This is a genomic window from Alteromonas sp. MmMcT2-5 (assembly GCF_022348315.1).
Classification (GTDB): Bacteria; Pseudomonadota; Gammaproteobacteria; order Enterobacterales; family Alteromonadaceae; genus Alteromonas; species Alteromonas macleodii.
Map to the genome: position 1 here is coordinate 44,097 of NZ_JAKRFB010000004.1, position 19,053 is coordinate 63,149.

At 47.4% G+C, this 19,053-nt stretch carries 16 protein-coding genes; all 16 read right to left on the reverse strand.

Features of this window, described 5'->3' with window-relative positions; all coding sequences use genetic code 11:
• Positions 1–159: 159 nt before the first annotated feature.
• A complete protein-coding gene (gene lpxC, locus MHN09_RS04390; protein ID WP_049586065.1) occupies positions 160–1,071 on the reverse strand; it encodes a UDP-3-O-acyl-N-acetylglucosamine deacetylase in 912 nt (303 codons plus the stop codon).
• A gap of 215 nt (positions 1,072–1,286) precedes the next feature.
• Positions 1,287–2,453: a cell division protein FtsZ gene (ftsZ, locus tag MHN09_RS04395; RefSeq protein ID WP_014980042.1), complete on the reverse strand. Its 1,167-nt coding sequence runs from the start codon at positions 2,451–2,453 to the stop codon at positions 1,287–1,289.
• 109 nt (positions 2,454–2,562) lie between these two features.
• On the reverse strand, positions 2,563–3,792 hold the full coding sequence (gene ftsA, locus MHN09_RS04400) for a cell division protein FtsA (RefSeq protein WP_014980043.1): 1,230 nt from the start codon (positions 3,790–3,792) through the stop codon (positions 2,563–2,565).
• A gap of 7 nt (positions 3,793–3,799) precedes the next feature.
• Positions 3,800–4,570 (reverse strand): cell division protein FtsQ/DivIB, encoded by a 771-nt coding sequence (locus MHN09_RS04405; protein WP_014977223.1) that lies wholly within the window; start codon positions 4,568–4,570, stop codon positions 3,800–3,802.
• 2 nt (positions 4,571–4,572) lie between these two features.
• On the reverse strand, positions 4,573–5,556 hold the full coding sequence (locus MHN09_RS04410; RefSeq protein WP_014950427.1) for a D-alanine--D-alanine ligase: 984 nt from the start codon (positions 5,554–5,556) through the stop codon (positions 4,573–4,575).
• A 1-nt stretch (position 5,557) separates the two neighbouring features.
• A complete protein-coding gene (gene murC, locus MHN09_RS04415; protein ID WP_239239322.1) occupies positions 5,558–7,003 on the reverse strand; it encodes a UDP-N-acetylmuramate--L-alanine ligase in 1,446 nt (481 codons plus the stop codon).
• Positions 7,003–8,121, reverse strand: coding sequence for an undecaprenyldiphospho-muramoylpentapeptide beta-N-acetylglucosaminyltransferase (gene murG / locus MHN09_RS04420; RefSeq protein WP_049586056.1), 1,119 nt, complete (start codon positions 8,119–8,121; stop codon positions 7,003–7,005). The genes murC and murG overlap by 1 nt, the downstream gene beginning before the upstream one ends.
• Positions 8,114–9,538, reverse strand: coding sequence for a cell division protein FtsW (gene ftsW, locus MHN09_RS04425; RefSeq protein ID WP_239239324.1), 1,425 nt, complete (start codon positions 9,536–9,538; stop codon positions 8,114–8,116). The genes murG and ftsW overlap by 8 nt, the downstream gene beginning before the upstream one ends.
• On the reverse strand, positions 9,535–11,079 hold the full coding sequence (gene murD / locus MHN09_RS04430) for a UDP-N-acetylmuramoyl-L-alanine--D-glutamate ligase (RefSeq protein ID WP_239239327.1): 1,545 nt from the start codon (positions 11,077–11,079) through the stop codon (positions 9,535–9,537). Before murD ends, ftsW begins: the two co-directional genes overlap by 4 nt.
• 21 nt (positions 11,080–11,100) lie before the next feature.
• A complete protein-coding gene (mraY, locus tag MHN09_RS04435; protein WP_014999273.1) occupies positions 11,101–12,183 on the reverse strand; it encodes a phospho-N-acetylmuramoyl-pentapeptide-transferase in 1,083 nt (360 codons plus the stop codon).
• Positions 12,177–13,586, reverse strand: coding sequence for a UDP-N-acetylmuramoyl-tripeptide--D-alanyl-D-alanine ligase (murF, locus tag MHN09_RS04440; protein ID WP_168476794.1), 1,410 nt, complete (start codon positions 13,584–13,586; stop codon positions 12,177–12,179). The genes mraY and murF overlap by 7 nt, the downstream gene beginning before the upstream one ends.
• Positions 13,583–15,148 carry a UDP-N-acetylmuramoyl-L-alanyl-D-glutamate--2,6-diaminopimelate ligase gene (locus MHN09_RS04445; protein WP_239239329.1) on the reverse strand — a complete coding sequence of 522 codons (1,566 nt, stop codon included), beginning with the start codon at positions 15,146–15,148 and terminating at the stop codon, positions 13,583–13,585. The genes murF and MHN09_RS04445 overlap by 4 nt, the downstream gene beginning before the upstream one ends.
• Positions 15,138–16,913 carry a peptidoglycan glycosyltransferase FtsI gene (locus tag MHN09_RS04450; RefSeq protein ID WP_014977227.1) on the reverse strand — a complete coding sequence of 592 codons (1,776 nt, stop codon included), beginning with the start codon at positions 16,911–16,913 and terminating at the stop codon, positions 15,138–15,140. Before MHN09_RS04450 ends, MHN09_RS04445 begins: the two co-directional genes overlap by 11 nt.
• Positions 16,910–17,245 carry a cell division protein FtsL gene (gene ftsL, locus MHN09_RS04455; protein ID WP_014950436.1) on the reverse strand — a complete coding sequence of 112 codons (336 nt, stop codon included), beginning with the start codon at positions 17,243–17,245 and terminating at the stop codon, positions 16,910–16,912. The genes MHN09_RS04450 and ftsL overlap by 4 nt, the downstream gene beginning before the upstream one ends.
• Positions 17,242–18,183 (reverse strand): 16S rRNA (cytosine(1402)-N(4))-methyltransferase RsmH, encoded by a 942-nt coding sequence (gene rsmH, locus MHN09_RS04460; protein ID WP_014950437.1) that lies wholly within the window; start codon positions 18,181–18,183, stop codon positions 17,242–17,244. Before rsmH ends, ftsL begins: the two co-directional genes overlap by 4 nt.
• On the reverse strand, positions 18,180–18,638 hold the full coding sequence (gene mraZ / locus MHN09_RS04465; RefSeq protein WP_012519465.1) for a division/cell wall cluster transcriptional repressor MraZ: 459 nt from the start codon (positions 18,636–18,638) through the stop codon (positions 18,180–18,182). Before mraZ ends, rsmH begins: the two co-directional genes overlap by 4 nt.
• Between the last annotated feature and the right edge of the window lie 415 nt (positions 18,639–19,053).

Sequence of the window (19,053 nt, forward strand, 5' to 3'; positions counted from 1 at the left end):
TACCACGATGAATATGTTTTTAGCCAAAGGCGACAGCCTTTAAGCGATAGTTTTTTGTCACATGGGTGAAATTTATATTAATTATTCGGCTACTGTATCATTTATTTCAGTAAATGCCATACGAAAAAAAGCCGCCCGTAAGGCGGCTTTTTAAAATTCTTACGCTAATGCGGGCTGAGCATAACGAATTGGTGCTGTTTCCTGCGAGTCGTAGGTCACGAACTCCCAACACTCTTTTTGCGCGAGTACTGCATTTAATAGCTTGTTATTCAGACCATGGCCTGTTTTGTACGCACGCAATTCACCAATTAGACTGTGTCCGCCAAGGTATAAGTCACCAATAGCATCCAAAATCTTATGCTTTAAGAACTCATCGTCGTAGCGCAACCCTTCAGGATTGAGTACACGGAATTCGTCCAACGCCACTGCGTTTTCCATGCTGCCACCCAACGCTAGGTTGTTAGCATTCATGTACTCTAAGTCGCGCATAAAACCGAAAGTGCGTGCACGGCTAACTTCGCTTACATATGAGCATGAATCAAAATCCATCACCATATGCTGACGAGTTTGACTGATCACAGGATGATCAAAGTCAATTTGGAAATCAACGCGGAAACCATCATAAGGCACTAATTCGGCCCACTTATCGCCATCTTCTACACGAACTGGCTTTTTAATACGAATAAATTGCTTAGGCGCGTTTAGCTCTTCGATACCGGCAGATTGAAGCAAAAATACGAACGGGCTAGCACTTCCGTCCATAATTGGCAGCTCGTTACTGTCTACTTCAATAATAATATTGTCGATACCTAAACCTGCAAGCGCAGACGCTAAGTGTTCTACCGTTTGGATAGTCACACCGTCTTCGTTATTCAGGCACGTACACAGCATGGTATTACCTACCGCGTTCGCACGCGAAGGTATGTCAACATGTGGTTCAAGGTCAACACGCCTAAACACGATACCCGTGTTTGCTGGCGCAGGTCGGAGAGTCATTGTGACCTTTTCCCCTTTATGAAGCCCAATTCCGGTCTCTTGTACCGATTGCTTGATTGTACGTTGTCTAATCATTTGCTTAAGCTTTTACCTAATTAAAAAAAGCGGGCGCGAATTATAGTGAGTTATTACTCACATGTCAAAAAACACCCGTTCTGACGGATTTAACTCTGTCAGATTACGTATTTAATCAACCTATCCACGCGAAATTTTTCACGTTGTATAAATACACCTTACTAGGTGAGACATCGCAAACGCGAAATAATTCCCTTCCGTTTCAGGCAGCTAAATTAGTCTGCCTGCTTACGAAGAAATGCAGGAATATCTAAATATTCCAAATCATTTTCTGGCTGTGCACTGTCGTCGGCCTTCAGCGCCTGATTGCCCTCTGTACCGCCTACTGCAGAACGTGGTTCACTTGATTGCGTGTTACCGTATTCTTTTGCAGGCTGTGTTAGACGAGAGCCTTCAGAGCTTACTAGCGAAATGTCAGGCTTGCGCTCTGCGCCAATACCGGTTGCAACAACCGTTACGCGAAGCTCGTCTGTCATTTCCATATCGATAACTGTACCCACAACCACGGTCGCATTTTCTGATGCGAACGCTTTAACGGCGTTACCTACAGTCTCGAACTCGTCAATAGCGAAATCTGGACCTGCCGTAATATTCACAAGAATACCGCGCGCACCTGACAAATCGATATCTTCAAGAAGCGGGCTAGCAATCGCTGCTTCAGCAGCTTCTTCTGCACGATCAGGACCGCTTGCAGCACCACTACCCATCATGGCTTTACCCATTTCAGACATAACAGTACGTACGTCTGCAAAGTCAACGTTGATAAGGCCAGGGCGGGTGATAAGCTCGGCAATACCTTGAACTGCACCGCGTAATACGTCATTTGCTGCGCTAAACGCTTGAAGAAGCGGCGTGCCCGGTCCCATTACTTTAAGTAGTTTTTCGTTTGGAATGGTAATTAGCGAGTCAACGTTGTTAGACAATTCGACAATGCCCTGTTCCGCAAACGAAGTACGCTTTTTACCTTCAAATGGGAATGGCTTAGTTACCACAGCTACCGTAAGAATACCCATTTCACGTGCAATCTTCGCCACTTCTGGCGCTGCACCCGTACCTGTACCACCACCCATACCAGCAGTGATGAAAACCATATCCGCACCGTCTAGCGCCTGACGAATGGTTTCTCTGTCTTCTTGTGCTGCTTCTCGACCAATGTTCGGATCAGCACCCGCACCTAACCCTTTCGTTACACTTGAGCCAATTTGAAGTGTAACGTCTGCACTTGAGCTACGAAGCACCTGTGCATCGGTGTTAACTGCAATAAATTCCACGCCTTCAATGCTTTGAGACACCATGTGCTCAACGGCATTGCCGCCGCCGCCACCGACACCGATGACTTTGATTACGGCTTCTTCGCCGTGACTATCCATTAATTCGAACATACTTACTCTCCGGTTGTACGTCTTTTTAAACACTACGCCAGGTCATTCCCTTAGGCTAATTGCTTCCTGCTAGCCTTGATGCCGTAGCTATAGCGCCCCCAAAATAAAATTAAAATTCACCTTTAAACCAGCTTTGCACTCGATGAAATAAACTTTCACCGGTCTTCTGCGTACTGGACTTCTTATTATCAGATTGTACTTTGCCATATTGCAGCAGTCCTACGACTGTCGCAAAGCCAGCATCATCAACATATTCGGACAAGCCTTTTACGTTGATGGGTTTGCCCACGCGCACGGGCATCTGGAAAAGTTCTTCGGCAAATTCCACGGCACCTTCCATCTTAGCGGTACCGCCTGTAAGCACAAGGCCTGCAGCGATTTGCTCTTCCAGACCGCTGGCACGAATTTCATCATGTACCAGCTCAAAAAGCTCTTGATAGCGAGGTTCAATCACCTCAGCTAACGTATGACGAGACATCACTCTAGCTGGGCGTCCGCCCACGCTAGGCACTTCAATGCTGTCTTCCATACTCACCATATCCTTCAATGCACAGGCGTAATTCACCTTAATTTCTTCTGCATTGCTAATAGGCGTTCTAAATATTTTAGCAATGTCGCTGGTAATTTGATTACCCGCAACCGGTATTACCGCCGTGTGACGAATAGCGCCATCGGTGTAGATAACCATATCCATAGTACCACCACCGATATCAACCACACACACGCCAAGCTCGCGCTCGTCGTCAGTCAGTACCGCATAACTTGATGCCAACGCTGAAAAGATCAGCTGATCGGCATTAAGTTCACAACGCTCTACACATTTCACCATATTTTTCGCCATATCGTCGGCACAGGTAATAATGTGAGCATCCGCTTCCATTCTTACTCCCGACATGCCAATAGGGTTCTTAATCCCTTCCTGCACATCAATAGTAAATTCTTGTGGTAACACGTGTAGTAGACGACGTTCCGCTGCAATTGGCACACTGCGCGCTGCATGAATAACGTTATCTACGTCTTCTTGTGTTACTTCCTGATTGTTAATCGGTACCATGCCATTTTCATTTTGGCACTTAACGTGACGTCCCGAGATAGACATAAAAACTGAAGACACTCGGCAATCTGCCATTAACTCCATCTCGTTTACTGCACGCTGGACCGATTTCACCACCAGGTTCAAATCGTTAACGCCGCCCTTATCCATGCCTTTCGATGCATGGGTGCCCACGCCAACAATACTGATTTGATCATCTTCTAGTAATTCACCCACAACAGCTTTTACTTGGCTGGTGCCGATATCTAGTCCTACAATCAAATTGCGTTCAGCAGGTTTTGACATGGTTTCCTTAACTCTCTTCATCTGTGGCGCTGTCGTCTTTCCATCCGACTGCTACGCCCGTGTCATAGCGAAGGTCGACGTATTTCACCGCCTTCTCTTGTTGCGCCAGAAGTGGATAAACATCAATAAAGCGTTGTAGCCTATCGATAAACTCCTGACGTCCTAAATTCAATTTAATGCCGTTTTTCAACTGCACTTGCCATGCAAATCGCTCGCTTAAGGACAGCTCGTCTAACGTCATATCCGTCGTCGCTATCAACGCGTGCATGGCGTTGTAGCCTTCAAGGGCGGTTTTTTCGCTGCCACCCGGGCCGTAAAGGCGCGGTAAGTCTAACTTCACGCCTTCGTCGTTAAACGTATCGCCATAAGGGTTTAACAACAAATCTTCATTCCATTGCGCAACCGGCTGCTGCTCAACCAAATAAATTTTTAACGTATTTGGCCACTTCTTTCTTACTGACGCGCGATAAACCCAAGGCTGCGCTTCAACAAGCTCAAATACTTCGTTGACATCAAGGGCAAAAAAGCTTCCAGGCTGCGCCTTGCGTATTAACCGCTCTAGCTTGGTAATATCGATGTGCTGATAATCACCAGAAAAATCGATAACCTGTACCGGCATTTGCTGTTCATCCTGCAAATACTGATTTGCTTTAAGCCCACCAAACACTAATCCTGCAATAACAAACAGTAAGAAAGCGACGCCGCCCCACACTGCCGTTTTACTTTTGCCGCTCTTTGCAGAAGCGGGCTTACCTTGATTAGTGTTGGTATCAGCCACGTTTACGCCTTGTTTGCAACGTCATCAAAACTGGTAGAAAGAATACTTAATACCAGTTCATCAAAAGTTAATCCTGCAACTTTGGCTGCCTTAGGCACCAAACTTTTTTCTGTCATGCCAGGCACTGTGTTCGCCTCTAGCAAATAAAACTGCCTTTGGTTGTCCTGCATAACGTCAATTCTACCCCAGCCGCTGCCAGAAATAGCATCAAAAGCACGGGAAGCTAGTTTTGCTAGCTGTGCTTCTTGCTCTTCAGACAAGCCGCTTGGGCAATAGTATTCTGTTGTATTATCCTGATATTTCGCAGCATAATCATAGAATGTATGTGGAGTAGACATGCGAATAGACGGCAACGCCTGTCCCTGCAATACAGAAACAGTGAATTCGGGGCCATCTATATACTGCTCTAACAGGACTTGATTATCGTATTTAAAGGCGTCCTGAATGGCAGTTTCGAGCTGTTTAGCGCTTGTCACTCTCGCCATGCCAATACTCGACCCTTCTCTGGCCGGTTTTACCATGACTTCATTCCCCAATTTATCCATTATAGCGCTGCACTTACCAGCTTCAAAGTGCCTTTTATCAGCAATTTCATATTTTGCAGTGGGTAAGCCTAAACTTTGCCACACTTGCTTAGTATGAATTTTGTCCATTGCCAGTGCAGAACCTAAAACTCGGCTCCCCGTGTAGGGGATTTTTAGGAACTGAAGGGCTCCTTGCATAGAGCCATCTTCACCACCGCGACCGTGCAGCATAATAAGCGCTCTATCGACGTTGAGGTCGATAAGGTCGGTCAGAGGTCGCTCTGCTGGGTCAAACGCAAACGCATCTACGCCTTGTCGTAACAATGCATTTAACACCGCATTGCCCGAATTAAGTGATACTTCCCGTTCAGCAGAGTCACCGCCGAGCAGCACAGCTACTTTGCCATACTCGTTCGGCGAGTGGGTTTTCTGTGAGTGAATACTTACTGAAGGTGTAAACATCTTATTCCCCTTCCTTTGCAAGTGTGATCGGCTCTAGCGCGTGACGAGCTAAGAGCTTAGCAATTTGTCCGATGTTGCCCGCCCCTTGGGTCATAACGATGTCGCCATCTTGCATGATATTCGCCAAAATAGCTGGTAAGGCGTCTTTGTCACCTACGTACACAGGCTCTATTTGACCGCGCTGACGAATGGAACGGCATAGCGCTTTACTGTCAGCACCTTCAATAGGTTGTTCACTGGCAGCATATACATCCAGAAGCAACAGTGCATCAACGCTCGACAGTACCTCAACAAAGTCTTCGTAAAGGTCGCGGGTGCGCGTAAAGCGATGTGGCTGGTAAACCATAACCAAGCGCTTATCAGGCCAGTTTGCACGAGCCGCAGCGATAGTCGCCCTTACTTCCGTTGGGTGGTGACCATAGTCATCGACTAAACACACCTCGCCCTTACTGGTAGTAAACGTACCTAACTGCTCGAAACGACGGCCTATGCCGCCAAAGCTGGCTAGCGCGCGAATGATAGCGTCGTCATCTACACCTTCATCCGTTGCTACAGCGATAGCAGCAAGGGCATTAAGCACGTTGTGGTTACCGGTGAGGTTCAGCGTAATATCTAGCGGTTCGCGTTCTGAGCGTATAACCGTAAAATTCGCTTTACCGAATGACAGTGAAACATTTTCTGCGCGATAGTCATTGTGAGATTCAAAACCGTAGGTAAGAATACTTCGGCCTATACGAGGGCGAATCTCTTGAATATTTGCATCGTCACCGCACACGATGGCCTGCCCGTAAAAGGGTAGGTTCGACAAGAAATCAACAAAGGTATCTTTCACCTTTGAGAAGTCGCCACCATAAGTATCCATATGGTCGGCTTCAATATTGGTCACCACGGAAACCATCGGCTGCAAATGAAGGAAGGACGCATCGCTCTCGTCAGCCTCTGCGATTAGATAACGGCTTTTGCCTAGTCGCGCATTCGTACCAGCGCTGTTAAGCAAACCACCGATAACAAACGTAGGGTCATACTCCGCTTCTGCGAAAATCGTTGAAATCAAACTGGTTGTAGTCGTTTTGCCGTGGGTACCCGCCACCGCAATACCGTGGCGGAATCGCATCAATTCTGCCAGCATTTCTGCACGGCGAATAATCGGAATGCGCTTTTCACGAGCCACGATAATCTCTGGGTTTTGCTCGTTGATGGCGCTAGACACCACAATAACGTCCGTGCCTTCAACATTTTCCGCACGGTGGCCTATTTTCACATCAGCACCTAATTCGCTTAGCCGCTGTGTCATTGGCCCTTCTTGAATGTCAGAGCCAGCAATAGCATAACCTTCGTTCAGTAATACTTCGGCAATACCACCCATACCGGCACCGCCGATACCAATAAAGAATATATTTTTAACCCTGCGCATTTGCGGGCTTTCAAATGGGGTTTTAAAAACCATTAGTCCCCTACTCCTACCACGCTTTTAACGTGGCTTACTACATTTTCCGTGGCATGAGTGCTTGCACATGTTTTCGCTACAGCACCCATCTTTAAGCAGCCTTCAGGGTGTTGTAACCACTGACGCACCGCCTGCCCTAAATTTTCTTTTAATACAGATTGAGCAATCATCAGTGCCGCATTTTGCTTGACTAACGACTGCGCATTTTTTGTTTGGTGATCGTCTACCGCAAAAGGTAGCGGTACGAAAATCGCCGCGCGTCCGGCAGCTGCAACTTCACTTACCGTAAGCGCACCGGCTCTACAGACAACAAAGTCTGCCCATTCATAAGCTGCGGCCATGTCATCAATAAAGTCACTGACATCGATTTTCGACATATCTGCGCCCACCGACGTGTAGGCTTTAATGACACCTTCACTGTTGCCTTTTCCACATTGGTGTTTGATTGATAAACCTTCTAGCACCCCGCAAGTCTCCGGCACGGTTTCATTGAGAATTTGTGCGCCTAAACTGCCGCCTACAACAAGTAAATTAAGGCCTTGTTTATGCTCTGTGGTGTTTTCACGAGCGTCTGCGTCAATGTCTACAGATTTGGGCTTCACCTGCCAAATTTCATCACGAACAGGATTGCCCACAGTATGTACCTTAGTAGCGCCACCTGAAAATTGTTCTTTGGCATCGTCAAAGCCCAGAAGCACGCGACTTGCGAATTTACTAAGAAGCTTATTGGTCATGCCTGCTGCTGCATTTTGTTCATGCACAATAACGGGAATACCTAAGCTTTTTGCAGCAACCCCACCAGGGCCGCTAGCGTAACCGCCAAACCCAACAACGATATCAGGTTGAAGGCGCTTTATAATTCGCCTTGCAGAAAATAAGCTTTTAACTAACGCAACAGCACCTTGAAGACGTGCCGTAACACCTTTGCCACGAAGCCCCTTTACCGGAATAAAGTGAATAGGTATGTCGTGCTTAGGCACAACTTGCGCTTCCATCCGCTCGGCGGTGCCTAGCCAATGAATGTCCCAACCTTCCTTTCGAAGCGCGTTTGCCACTGCAAGGCCTGGGAAAACATGCCCGCCTGTACCGCCAGCCATAATTAAGCAACGCTTAGCCATTATCAGCCTCCTGCGCTACCCGCGCGAGTATAGCTTTAATGCCAGCTTTTCCTTCATCTTCTGCACTTGATGTTTTGGCGCTAGGTTTAGCTTCAACCGTCGCTGTAGAAAAATCCGCTTCATCGGCCCCACTCTCTACACTTGCCTCACCTTCAGCTTGTGACGCTTTAGATTTGGACGTGCTTGTAGGAATAGGCTTTTTACGGCGGGCCTTGCTCTTACCGGATTTGCTGTCGCCCCGGCCAATCGCCTGTACGCCATCAACCCGTAATTCAAAATCGATACGAAGTAATATGGCTACTGCTACTGACATGATGATAAGTGACGAGCCGCCGTAACTAACTAACGGCAGTGTTAACCCTTTGGTTGGCAGGATACCCGCGCTTGCACCAATATTTACCGCCGTCTGGAAACTGAACCAGATGCCTATGCTGTAAGCCATGTAACCATCAAACGCTCGCCCTTTTTCAAGTGCCTTATTTCCAATGCTCAGCGCACGCAACACCATCCACAAAATTAGGCCGAGTACGGCAAGCACACCAACAAAGCCTAACTCTTCCGCTAAGATGGCCATAACAAAGTCAGTGTGTGCTTCGGGTAAGAATTCCAGTTTTTGCAAACTATTGCCTAGGCCTTGCCCAAACCAGTTACCGCGGCCATAGGCCATCAAAGACTGGGTTAGCTGATAACCAGCGCCAAACGGATCAGCCCAAGGGTCTAAAAAGGAGGTAACCCGTTTCATTCGGTATTCTTCAAACACGATAAGCGCTACAACCGCCAATATGCCTGCAAACACCAGTGCGAAGAACTGCCAAAGTCGTGCACCCGCTAAAAACAGCAAACCAATCGTGGTTGCAAACATCACAACGACGGTACCTAAGTCTGGCTGTAGCAGTAATAGCATCGCTAACGCAAAGAACACGACAAGGGGTTTAATAAATCCTTTTAGATTTTCGGTCACTTCTTCGTAGCGGCGAACCAGATAACCCGCCAAATAGGCAAAGAAAAAGAGCTTCGCCGGCTCGGCAGCTTGAATGGTTATAGGCCCAATCGCCAACCAACGGGTACTCCCGTTTACAGTTCTTCCCACTACCAGAACTGCTAACAATAGCGCGATGGCCGCGAGCAGAAGATAGGGATTGGTCATGCGCCAAAACTGCATGGGCAAATTCAGCACTACCATAGCGGCAACGATCGCCCCAACAATGTAAATACCGTGGCGAATAGCAAAATAGAAGGGGTTGTCGTGCAGCCTATCGGCCACCGGCATCGACGCCGAGGTGACGATAATAATGCCTATACTCATTAGCGCGAGCGCAATTAAGATAAGCGTCACGTCATAGGGGTGCGTTGCCGAAGGTTGTCCGTCATGCTTCGCGGCAAATAACGCGCTAAGTTTGGTAGAGGCAGCAATCATGATGTGGCCTCCACAGCGTCGTCGTTCTTACTGTGTAGATTAAGTAGGTCGTGTACATCTTGTTTAAACACGTCACCGCGATGCATATAGTTCTTAAACATATCTAAACTTGCACACGCAGGCGAAAGCAGCACAACATCACCAGGGGCAGCAAGTCTTGTTGCTGCTTTTACGGCGTCTTTCATCGTTGCCACACGAGTTGTATGCGCAAAACTCTTTTCAAACAGGTGTGCATCTTTGCCCAAAGCAAACACGTGCGATACATATTTAGTTAGATAAGGCGAGAGGCTGGCTATATCAGCGCCTTTAGCGTCACCACCTGCAATAAGAATGAGCTTCCCTTGTATAGTCGGGGCTAACCCTTCAAGGGCCGCTACCGTGGCGCCAATGTTGGTTGCTTTGGAGTCGTCGACATATCGGATGTCGTTTACACGGGCTATTTCCACACAACGATGTGGTGCAGATTTAAAACTGTGTAGATGTTTAACCGCGAGCGCTGGCGAGAGACCTAGCTGAAGGCAGATACCCAATGCAGCCATGATGTTTAGTACGTTGTGCATGCCCGCCAAATGAATATCGCTAAGGGCAATAAGCTTTTCGTCTTTAAACATTATATATAGACTTTGTTCATCGTCACGAGCACTATCGTCACCGTCAAAAGACGCAATCGCAAACCCTGTGGTCGACTCTCCCAGTCCATATTCAACGATATTTTTTGACGCTAGCGACTCTTCATTAGACGCGGCATTAGATTCGCCATCATATACTGCATTAGATACGGCATTTGATGCAGCATTACCCTTAGCGTCAGCAATAATCTTCTCGTCTGGCGCTACAAACTCACCATCTCGCCATACAATCGCAGATTTCGCATTATCAAAAATGCGATGCTTGGCATCGATATAGGCTTCAAGGGTACCGTGACGGTCTAGGTGGTCATCGGAAATATTAAGCACAGTAGCAGCTTCAAGCACCAGGCTAGACGTAGTTTCAAGTTGAAAACTTGATAGCTCCATCACCACTACATCTGCATCACTTTGAAGCGCTTCAAGCACAGGGCGACCTACGTTACCCGCTTCAATGCTTTTTACGCCGCAGCTTTTAAGCAGATGGTTCACTAATAAAGTAACCGTGGTTTTGCCGTTAGAGCCGGTTATACCTACTACGCGCTTAGCTGGCGTAGCACCACTCGTGGAGGCATTTAAACGAGCGAACAATTCCACGTCGCCGATCACCTCAACACCACACTTTTGCGCTAAAGCCACTTGTTCAATATCCAAAGCAAGACCCGGACTTAATACCAAAGTGTCTACACCATCAAAGTAATCTTCGCTTAGTGCATTGCAAGTGATCTTCTCTGCCATAAAAGCTTGCATGTCAGTATCAAGATCAGAATCAGGGCCGGTAGCTAGAGTAAAATTGGCACGGGTATCAAACGCTTTAACTGTTGCCTGTTTTTGCAACAAAAAGCGCACGCAAGCCTGACCTGTAACACCTAGGCCACCGACTACATAACTATGCTCACGTACGTTATACGACATTAATGTTTATCTCTTTCCCGCTTATCTAAGTTTGAGGGTAGCAAGACCCACCAACACCAAAATGATTGAAATGATCCAAAAACGCACTATTACGCGCGGCTCTGGCCAGCCCTTCAATTCATAGTGATGGTGAATAGGTGCCATACGGAAAATACGCTGGCCACGCAGTTTGTAAGAACCTACCTGAAGAATGACTGAAACGGTTTCCATTACAAACACGCCACCCATGATGATTAATACCAATTCTTGGCGCACCAATACAGCAAGCACGCCTAGTGTGCCGCCTAACGCTAGTGAGCCAACGTCGCCCATAAATACTTGTGCCGGATACGTGTTAAACCATAAAAAGCCTAAGCCTGCACCGACCATGGCAGTGCACACAATTACCAGCTCGCTGGTAAGCGGAATATGAGGAATATTCAGGTATTCAGCAAAGTTAGCATTACCTGTCACATAGGCAAAAATGGCGAAGGCGCCCGCCACCAAAATAGTAGGCACAATAGCAAGACCGTCTAAGCCATCGGTAAGGTTTACCGCGTTACTAGTACCTACAATGGCGAAGTAAGTAATGATAATGAAGAATGCACCTAACTGCGGAAACACTTCTTTGAAGAAGGGCACCAACAGCGAAGTTTCAGCGCTCATAGTGGCACTGCTGTATAGATAAAATGCGACGCCTAACGCGACCACTGATTGCCAGAAATATTTCCAACGGGCGATGAGCCCCTTCGAATCTTTGCGGATCACTTTTCTGTAGTCATCGACAAACCCGATAATACCGTAGGCCACAACCACAGTAAGGGTTACCAACACATAACGGTTAGTCAGGTCAGCCCAAAGCAGGCCGCTTACTACAATTGCTGCGAGTATGAGTAACCCGCCCATAGTGGGTGTGCCTGATTTGGATAAATGGCTTTGCGGGCCATCGTCACGTACGGTTTGACCAATTTGCATACGCTGCAAATAACGAATCATCTTAGGGCCAATAAGAATGGCAATAAGCAATGCGGTCAGCGTGCTTAAAATTGCACGAAGGGTAAGGTATGAAAATACATTAAACCCTGAATCGAATTGTGTCAGCCAGTCGGCTAGCCAAATTAACATGCTATTCGCTCCCGACGGCTATCGTGCTTTCCCAGCGCAGAGGCCTCTACCGCCTCTACCACACGCTCCATTCTGGAACTGCGTGAACCTTTTACTAAAATTGAAATATCGCGCTGCTGCACTAACAAATCACTCTCCATTGCGGCCAACAAACTTTCAACATCGCTGAAATGGCCACTATTTTCATTAAACACAGCACTGGCTGATTGACTCAAAACACCCATGGTATACAGGTAATTAATTCCTTTTTCTTTAGCGTATTCCCCCACCTGCTCGTGGTAATAACGCGCCTTTTCACCCAACTCTTTCATGTCCCCTAGAACAAGAACGCGAATGCCTGAAAAGCTACTTAGCGTATCAATTGCCGCATTTACAGACGCCACGTTGGCGTTGTAGGTATCGTCTAACAGGCGAACCTGTTCGGTGAGCTGTTTTACATTCAAGCGCCCGCTGACCTGCTTCATGGCAAGTAAGCCGTCGCGTACGTTTTCTAATGTTGCGCCAACTTGCAGCGTTAATGCCGCAGCAACAAGGGCATTCCCCACGTTGTGAACGCCAGGAATAGTGAGCTGAATAGACATATCACCTTGCGGGCAAACCAAGTGGAATGCGGCGCAGCCATCTAATCCAATGGTGATATCTTCTGCTCTAAAGTCAGCATCGTTTTTCTGCTGCGGGGAAAACGTTAGCGTTTTGGTCTGTTTGAGTTTGCCCTGCCAAAATTCAGCAAACTGACTATCAACATTGACTACCGCCACACCGTCACTGCCTAAGCCTTTAAAAATTTCGCTTTTGGCGCGCGCCACGCCTAGCAAGCTGCCAAAGCCTTCTAAGTGAGAAGCGGCGGCGTTTACTATAGTCGCTACGTCCGGCTTTACGAGGTTTGTGGTATAGGCGATTTCACCAATGTGATTTGCGCCTAGCTCCATAACCGCGTATTCATGCTGAGGCTCTAGGCGTAAAAGGGTTAGCGGCACACCAATATCATTATTGAAGTTACCGTTTGTGGCTAATACATTGCCTCTTCGCTCCAAAATAGCGGCACACATCTCCTTCACGGTGGTTTTACCACTGCTTCCGGTGATAGCAATGGTTTTAGGCGCCACATAAGCTTTCACTGCCGCCCCTAATAGACCAAGTGCTTCTTTGGTATCTTCAACCATGATGACAGGTAACGAGGTCGCAACGTCTTCACTGGCAATAACCGCACTTGCTCCCGCTTTCTCTGCCGTTGAAATAAAATCATGGCCATTAAAATTCGGACCTTTCAAGGCTAAGTAAACTGCGCCATCTTCAAGGGTGCGGGTATCGGTACTTACCGCTGACACTTCAACGTCAGCAGCATCGTTCAATAATTTTCCATTAACCTTTTCGGCTATCCATGACAGCGTTGTTGTTATCATTTGCTGTACTCCTGTTGCAGTCGCGCCACAACTGCACGTTCGTTATAGTTAGTCTTTTTGTCACCGATAATTTGGTAATCTTCATGGCCTTTTCCGGCCACAATGATGATGTCGCTTTCATGCGCATGCTCAAGGCAATGACGAATAGCTTGCTCGCGATCGGGAATAGACACTGCCAGCTCACGGTTCTTCAAACCCGCAATGATATCCTCGGCGATAGATTCAGGGCTTTCACTGCGACTGTTATCTGTGGTGATCACAATAGCGTCAGCACCAACCTCGGCAGCCTGCCCCATTAACGGTCGCTTGCCTTTGTCTCTGTCCCCGCCACAGCCAAACACACACCACACTTTGCCCGTTGTATGGAATTTGGCGCTTAACAGCACTTTCTCCAGAGCGTCTGGTGTATGCGCGTAGTCCACCACCAAGTTAGCGGCACCCGTTACAGAGAAAACTTCCATTCGCCCGGGTACAGGCGTGATCGCATTTACCGCGTTAACCACGTCATCAAAACGCTCACCTTCAGCGAGTAACGTACCTATAGCACTCAATACATTACTGATATTGAACTTTCCGAATAGTGGCAGCGAAATAGCAGCGCTTCCCCACGAACTCACCAGTTCAAAGCTACATCCACCTGCATGATAAGAAGCATTTGTGGCGAAACAATGGCGACTTTGAGGATTGTTATGCTCTCGCAAGTATTCACTTTCACCGCTTCCATCCAGACCACTTTCGTCTATACCTGTCCAGATGCGTGTAATCGACTTATCTGCTGCACCATCCCACTTCTTACTTTCATCATCATTAGCGTTTAATACCACAGCCTTTAAACCTGGCTGCTGAAGCAGCAAGCGCTTGGCTTTGCCGTACTCTTCCATGGTGCCGTGGTAATCGAGATGATCTCGAGTAAGGTTGGTGAAAACAGCAATATCGGTTTTTACTGTACCAAGCCGACCTTGAACCAATGCGTGAGAACTTGCTTCGAAGGCCGTATGGCGCACTTCACTTTGCACAAAGTCTGCCAACAAATACTGCATACGTATGGCATCGGGCGTAGTGTTCGCTGCCGGCGTGTTCAACCATTGGGTTTCATCGCCTTCAAACACACTACTCCCTAGAGTTCCGATGCTTGCACTACGTGTACCTAACGCATCCTTAAGCTGGGTAAGCAATTGAACTGTAGAGGTTTTTCCGTTTGTCCCTGTCACTGCTACCGTCGTCATTTTCTGAGCAGGGTAGTCGTAAAATGCAGCAGCTAATGCAGAGAGCATTTGTGGTAATTCATACAGCGAGATAATGACGCTGTGGTCACGCATTTCCATCTGACCATGGGCACTACTGTCTTCAGTTTGCGCCAGAATTACACGGGCCCCTAAACTTATTGCCTGGGGTATAAAATCTCGACCATCGCGTTCGTGGCCCTTAATTGCCAAGAACGCTAAGCGTGTATTCACTTCTCGGCTGTCTAGCGTTAAACCTTCAATGCGGATATCTGGGGCGTCTACACCAAATTTCGCCAATAAAGCTTTTATACTTTGAATAAAGGCACTAACTACCACTTTGACCTCCTTTCAATAAGCGGCTAGATGTAACCTGCTTGTCATCGGGCGTAACGTTTAACATGTGCAGTGCGCCACCCATAATTGATGAAAAGACAGGTGCAGCGGTATCCCCCGCGTGATACAAATCACCGCCAGGTTCGTTGATCAATACAATAGTTACTAGCCTGGGGTCAGACACAGGTGCGATACCGGCGAAAATGTTGACGTACTCTTCGCCGTACCCGCCGGCCACCGCTTTTCGGCTTGTTCCTGTTTTCCCAGCAACGCGATAACCTGGTACCGACGCTTTTGTTGCTGTACCGCCACGCTGGGTTACGCTTTCCATCATTTGAACAATAGCGTTAGCGTTTTCTTCGCTGATCACCCGCTCAGATTGAGCCTGCCATGAAGGTTGCTCTGGCGACTTGATGACATTAAGCGGTGTTTTAATACCCCCGTTCGCCAACGTTGCGTAAAGACGCCCCAACTGTGCAGTGGTAACCGAAATGCCGTATCCAAATGACAGCGTGGCTAGCTCAAATTCAGACCAGCGGCTGCGCTCATGAAAGATACCGCTACTCTCACCCGCCATATTAAGCCCGGTATCGCTCATTAAGCCCATATTGTAATAGGTATCCAGCAGGAACTGTTTAGGCACAGAAAGCGCCAGCTTCGACGTCCCCATATTTGAGGAATGCTGAATAATTTCTTCTAGCGTTAGTTCGCCGTAGTTGCGCGAATCTTTTACTAGGCTGCCGCCTAATCGCATCCATCCTGGATGAGTGTTTACTGAGTCTTCAGGCTCCACTTCACCGAACTCTAATGCAGTAAGGACGGCCAGCGGTTTTAGCGCCGAGCCTGGTTCGAACGCATCGGTAATAACCCTGTTACGCATTCTGTGCGCAGAAATATCGCTTCTGTCATTCGGATTGAACGACGGTGCATTCACCATGGCTAACACATCACCGCTTTTTACATCGATGACAATGGCGGAAGCCGAGCTTGATTGGTAATAAATCATGGCTTCTTTAATTTCTTTATAAGCAAGTGCCTGAATACGCTGATCAATAGTCAGCTGCAGGTCGCCGGCTTTTTCGCCTGATTTTGTTTCTAAGATCTCTACCTGACGGCCTTTCGCATCGCGGCGTATTTTACGAGAACCCGGCGTGCCCGTTAGCCACTCGTTATACATGCGCTCTAAGCCTTCAACGCCCGTGTCGTCAACATCGGTTACGCCGATTAACTGCGCTGAAACTTCACCTGTAGGATAGTAGCGGCGGCTTTCACGGCGAAGATAAATGCCTGGAATGTCCAGTTTATCAACGTACTCTGCCATGGCAGGCGACACCTGACGCTGCAAGTAAACAAAGCGGCGTTTAGGGTTTGCCACTTTCTCTTTGAGTTCATTGACGTCTTGGCGCAGTACATCTGCCAGCGCTTCCCAACGGCGTTCTTCCTCGAAGCCGTTGTTTTCATGGATAACCTTAGGGTCTGCGTAGATGGCCCGAACAGGCACACTCACCGCCAGCTCAACACCATTTCTATCGGTAATAAGCCCGCGATAGGTTGGCATATCACGGGTTCTTAGTGTGCGGTTGTCGCCCTGTTGAATTAGCTCGTCTGGCTCAATAACTTGAATATAGGCTGCACGGGCGGCTAGCACGCTGAAAACTAGCATAATAACAACAAGCACAACGACAAAGCGCCAGTGCACTAAGCTTGGCGTTACATTTTGTTTTGCACCGGTTTTTTTACGTTGGCGAGAAAGTGCTGTTGTACTCATTTTAACTTCACCACTACTTCATCGTCTGCGGTTGGACGGTACATTTCTAACTGTTTTTCAACCAGGTTTTCTATGCGGTTATGCTCGGTCAACGCGCGTTGCTCAAGCACCAGGTTACGCCACTCGACATCCAGCTCATCTTTCTCTTGCATAAGGTCTTCAAGGGCAATGACCTGCTGTCTGTTGTGATGACTGCTTAGTGTCACTGCCATGGCACTCGTGATAACCATTAAATACAACAAAACCCGCAACTTGTTGCGGGTCAAATCTGAAACAATTATTAGCAGTAATTTAAAATTAGTGCTGGCCTTGTCTGGCGCGGCTTTGGTCATAACTTTTCTGCCACACGTAATACCGAACTGCGAGAGCGAACGTTGTTCGCGATCTCCTGTTCTGAAGGTTTTATCGCTTTGCCCAAGGCTTTTAACACTTTATCTGCATCTATTTCAGCCTGAGTGATCGGTAAGTTGTGTGGTACTGATTTCCCTTTACTTTGATCTTTAATGAAGCGTTTTACTAAACGGTCTTCAAGAGAGTGAAACGAAATAACGGCAAGACGTCCTTCTTTCGCCAACACCTGTGTGGCGGCTTTAAGGCCAACACGAAGTTGCTCAAGTTCCGCATTGATATAAATGCGAATACCTTGGAATGCACGGGTTGCCGGATGTTTAAACTTATCCTTTACAGGAACCGCTTCGTCGATAATTTTGGCTAGCTGAGCTGTGCGCGTAATGGGTGTTTCTTTGCGCGTGTTTACAATGGCATGGGCTATGCGTTTGCCGAACTTCTCTTCGCCAAACTCTTTAATAACCTGCGTAATGTCTTGTTCTTCGGCGTTAGCCAACCAGTCTGCAGCACTTTGTCCACGTGAGGTGTCCATACGCATATCCAGCGGGCCGTCACGAAGGAAGCTAAAACCACGCTCGGCATCATCTAGCTGAGGTGAAGACACCCCCAAATCCATAAGCACACCGTCAATCTTACCGGTTAGTCCCAGCGCTTCGATTTCTTCTGCCATATCACCAAACGGTGAGTGGATAATGCTAAAACGTTTATCATCAGCGAAGCGTTCTGCCGCTTTGATTGCTTGCGGATCACGGTCAAAGGCGATGAGACGCCCGTGTTCACCCAATGCATCCAAAATATGTGCTGAGTGCCCCCCACGGCCAAAAGTGGCGTCAATGTAGATACCGTTCGGTTTAATCGCTAGGGCTTCAATGCATTCATCAAGCAATACTGAAATATGTTTAAATTCGCTAGGCTGCGTCATAGAGAAAAGTCCTGTAATCGTTCGGTAAGTTCAAATTCGCCTTTGCGTTCGGTGTCTATATCAGCTTCAACTTGTTGTGCCCAAATATCGGCATCCCAAATTTCGAATTTGTTTAACTGACCAACTAACATGACTTCTTTTGAGAGTTTTGCGAAACTTCGCAGTGGAGTAGGAACAAGAATGCGCCCGCTTTTATCCATCTCACCTTCAGAAGCATAACCTAGTAGCAATCGCTGCAAGCGACGCTCGGCTGGGATCATGCTTGAAAGTTTAGATAGTTTAAGCTCAATCTCTTCCCATTCGGGAAGTGGGTAAAGTAGCAAACAACTTTGTTGTGTATCGACTGTGCAGACCAGTTGTCCCTGACAATCATCCAGCAGCGACTGACGATACTTCGTCGGTATAGCCAGTCTGCCTTTTGTATCCAGATTGATTGCGTTAGCGCCGCGGAACATTCCCCTAGCCTTTTATTATTTGCTCTTGGTTTTCTTGTTTTTTGAGTACTAATCTGCAAAGTGATGATGATTTGATCCACAATTCGCCACATTTACCCACTGAGATACAGTTTAGGTATCAATGATCCCCACTGTCAAGTAGAAAAAAGGCGTGAAGGCCGCATAAACACTGGGTTTAAACTGGTTGGATATACAGTGTTTTTAGGAAGTGTATGATTAGGCGTGTAAAAAAGATTAAAAAATATTCAGCTGAGAAAAAATTAGGGCGTAATTAATCGATGAACTGCTGTTTTTGACTGTAAATAAGCGGCGAGATCTCACGATTATGTTTAACGCTGTTTTCAGCGGTATTGCGCGTAAGCTGAGTCGAAATTCAACCAGCTGCGCCACATCAGCACGTTAAAAAACGAGTGAG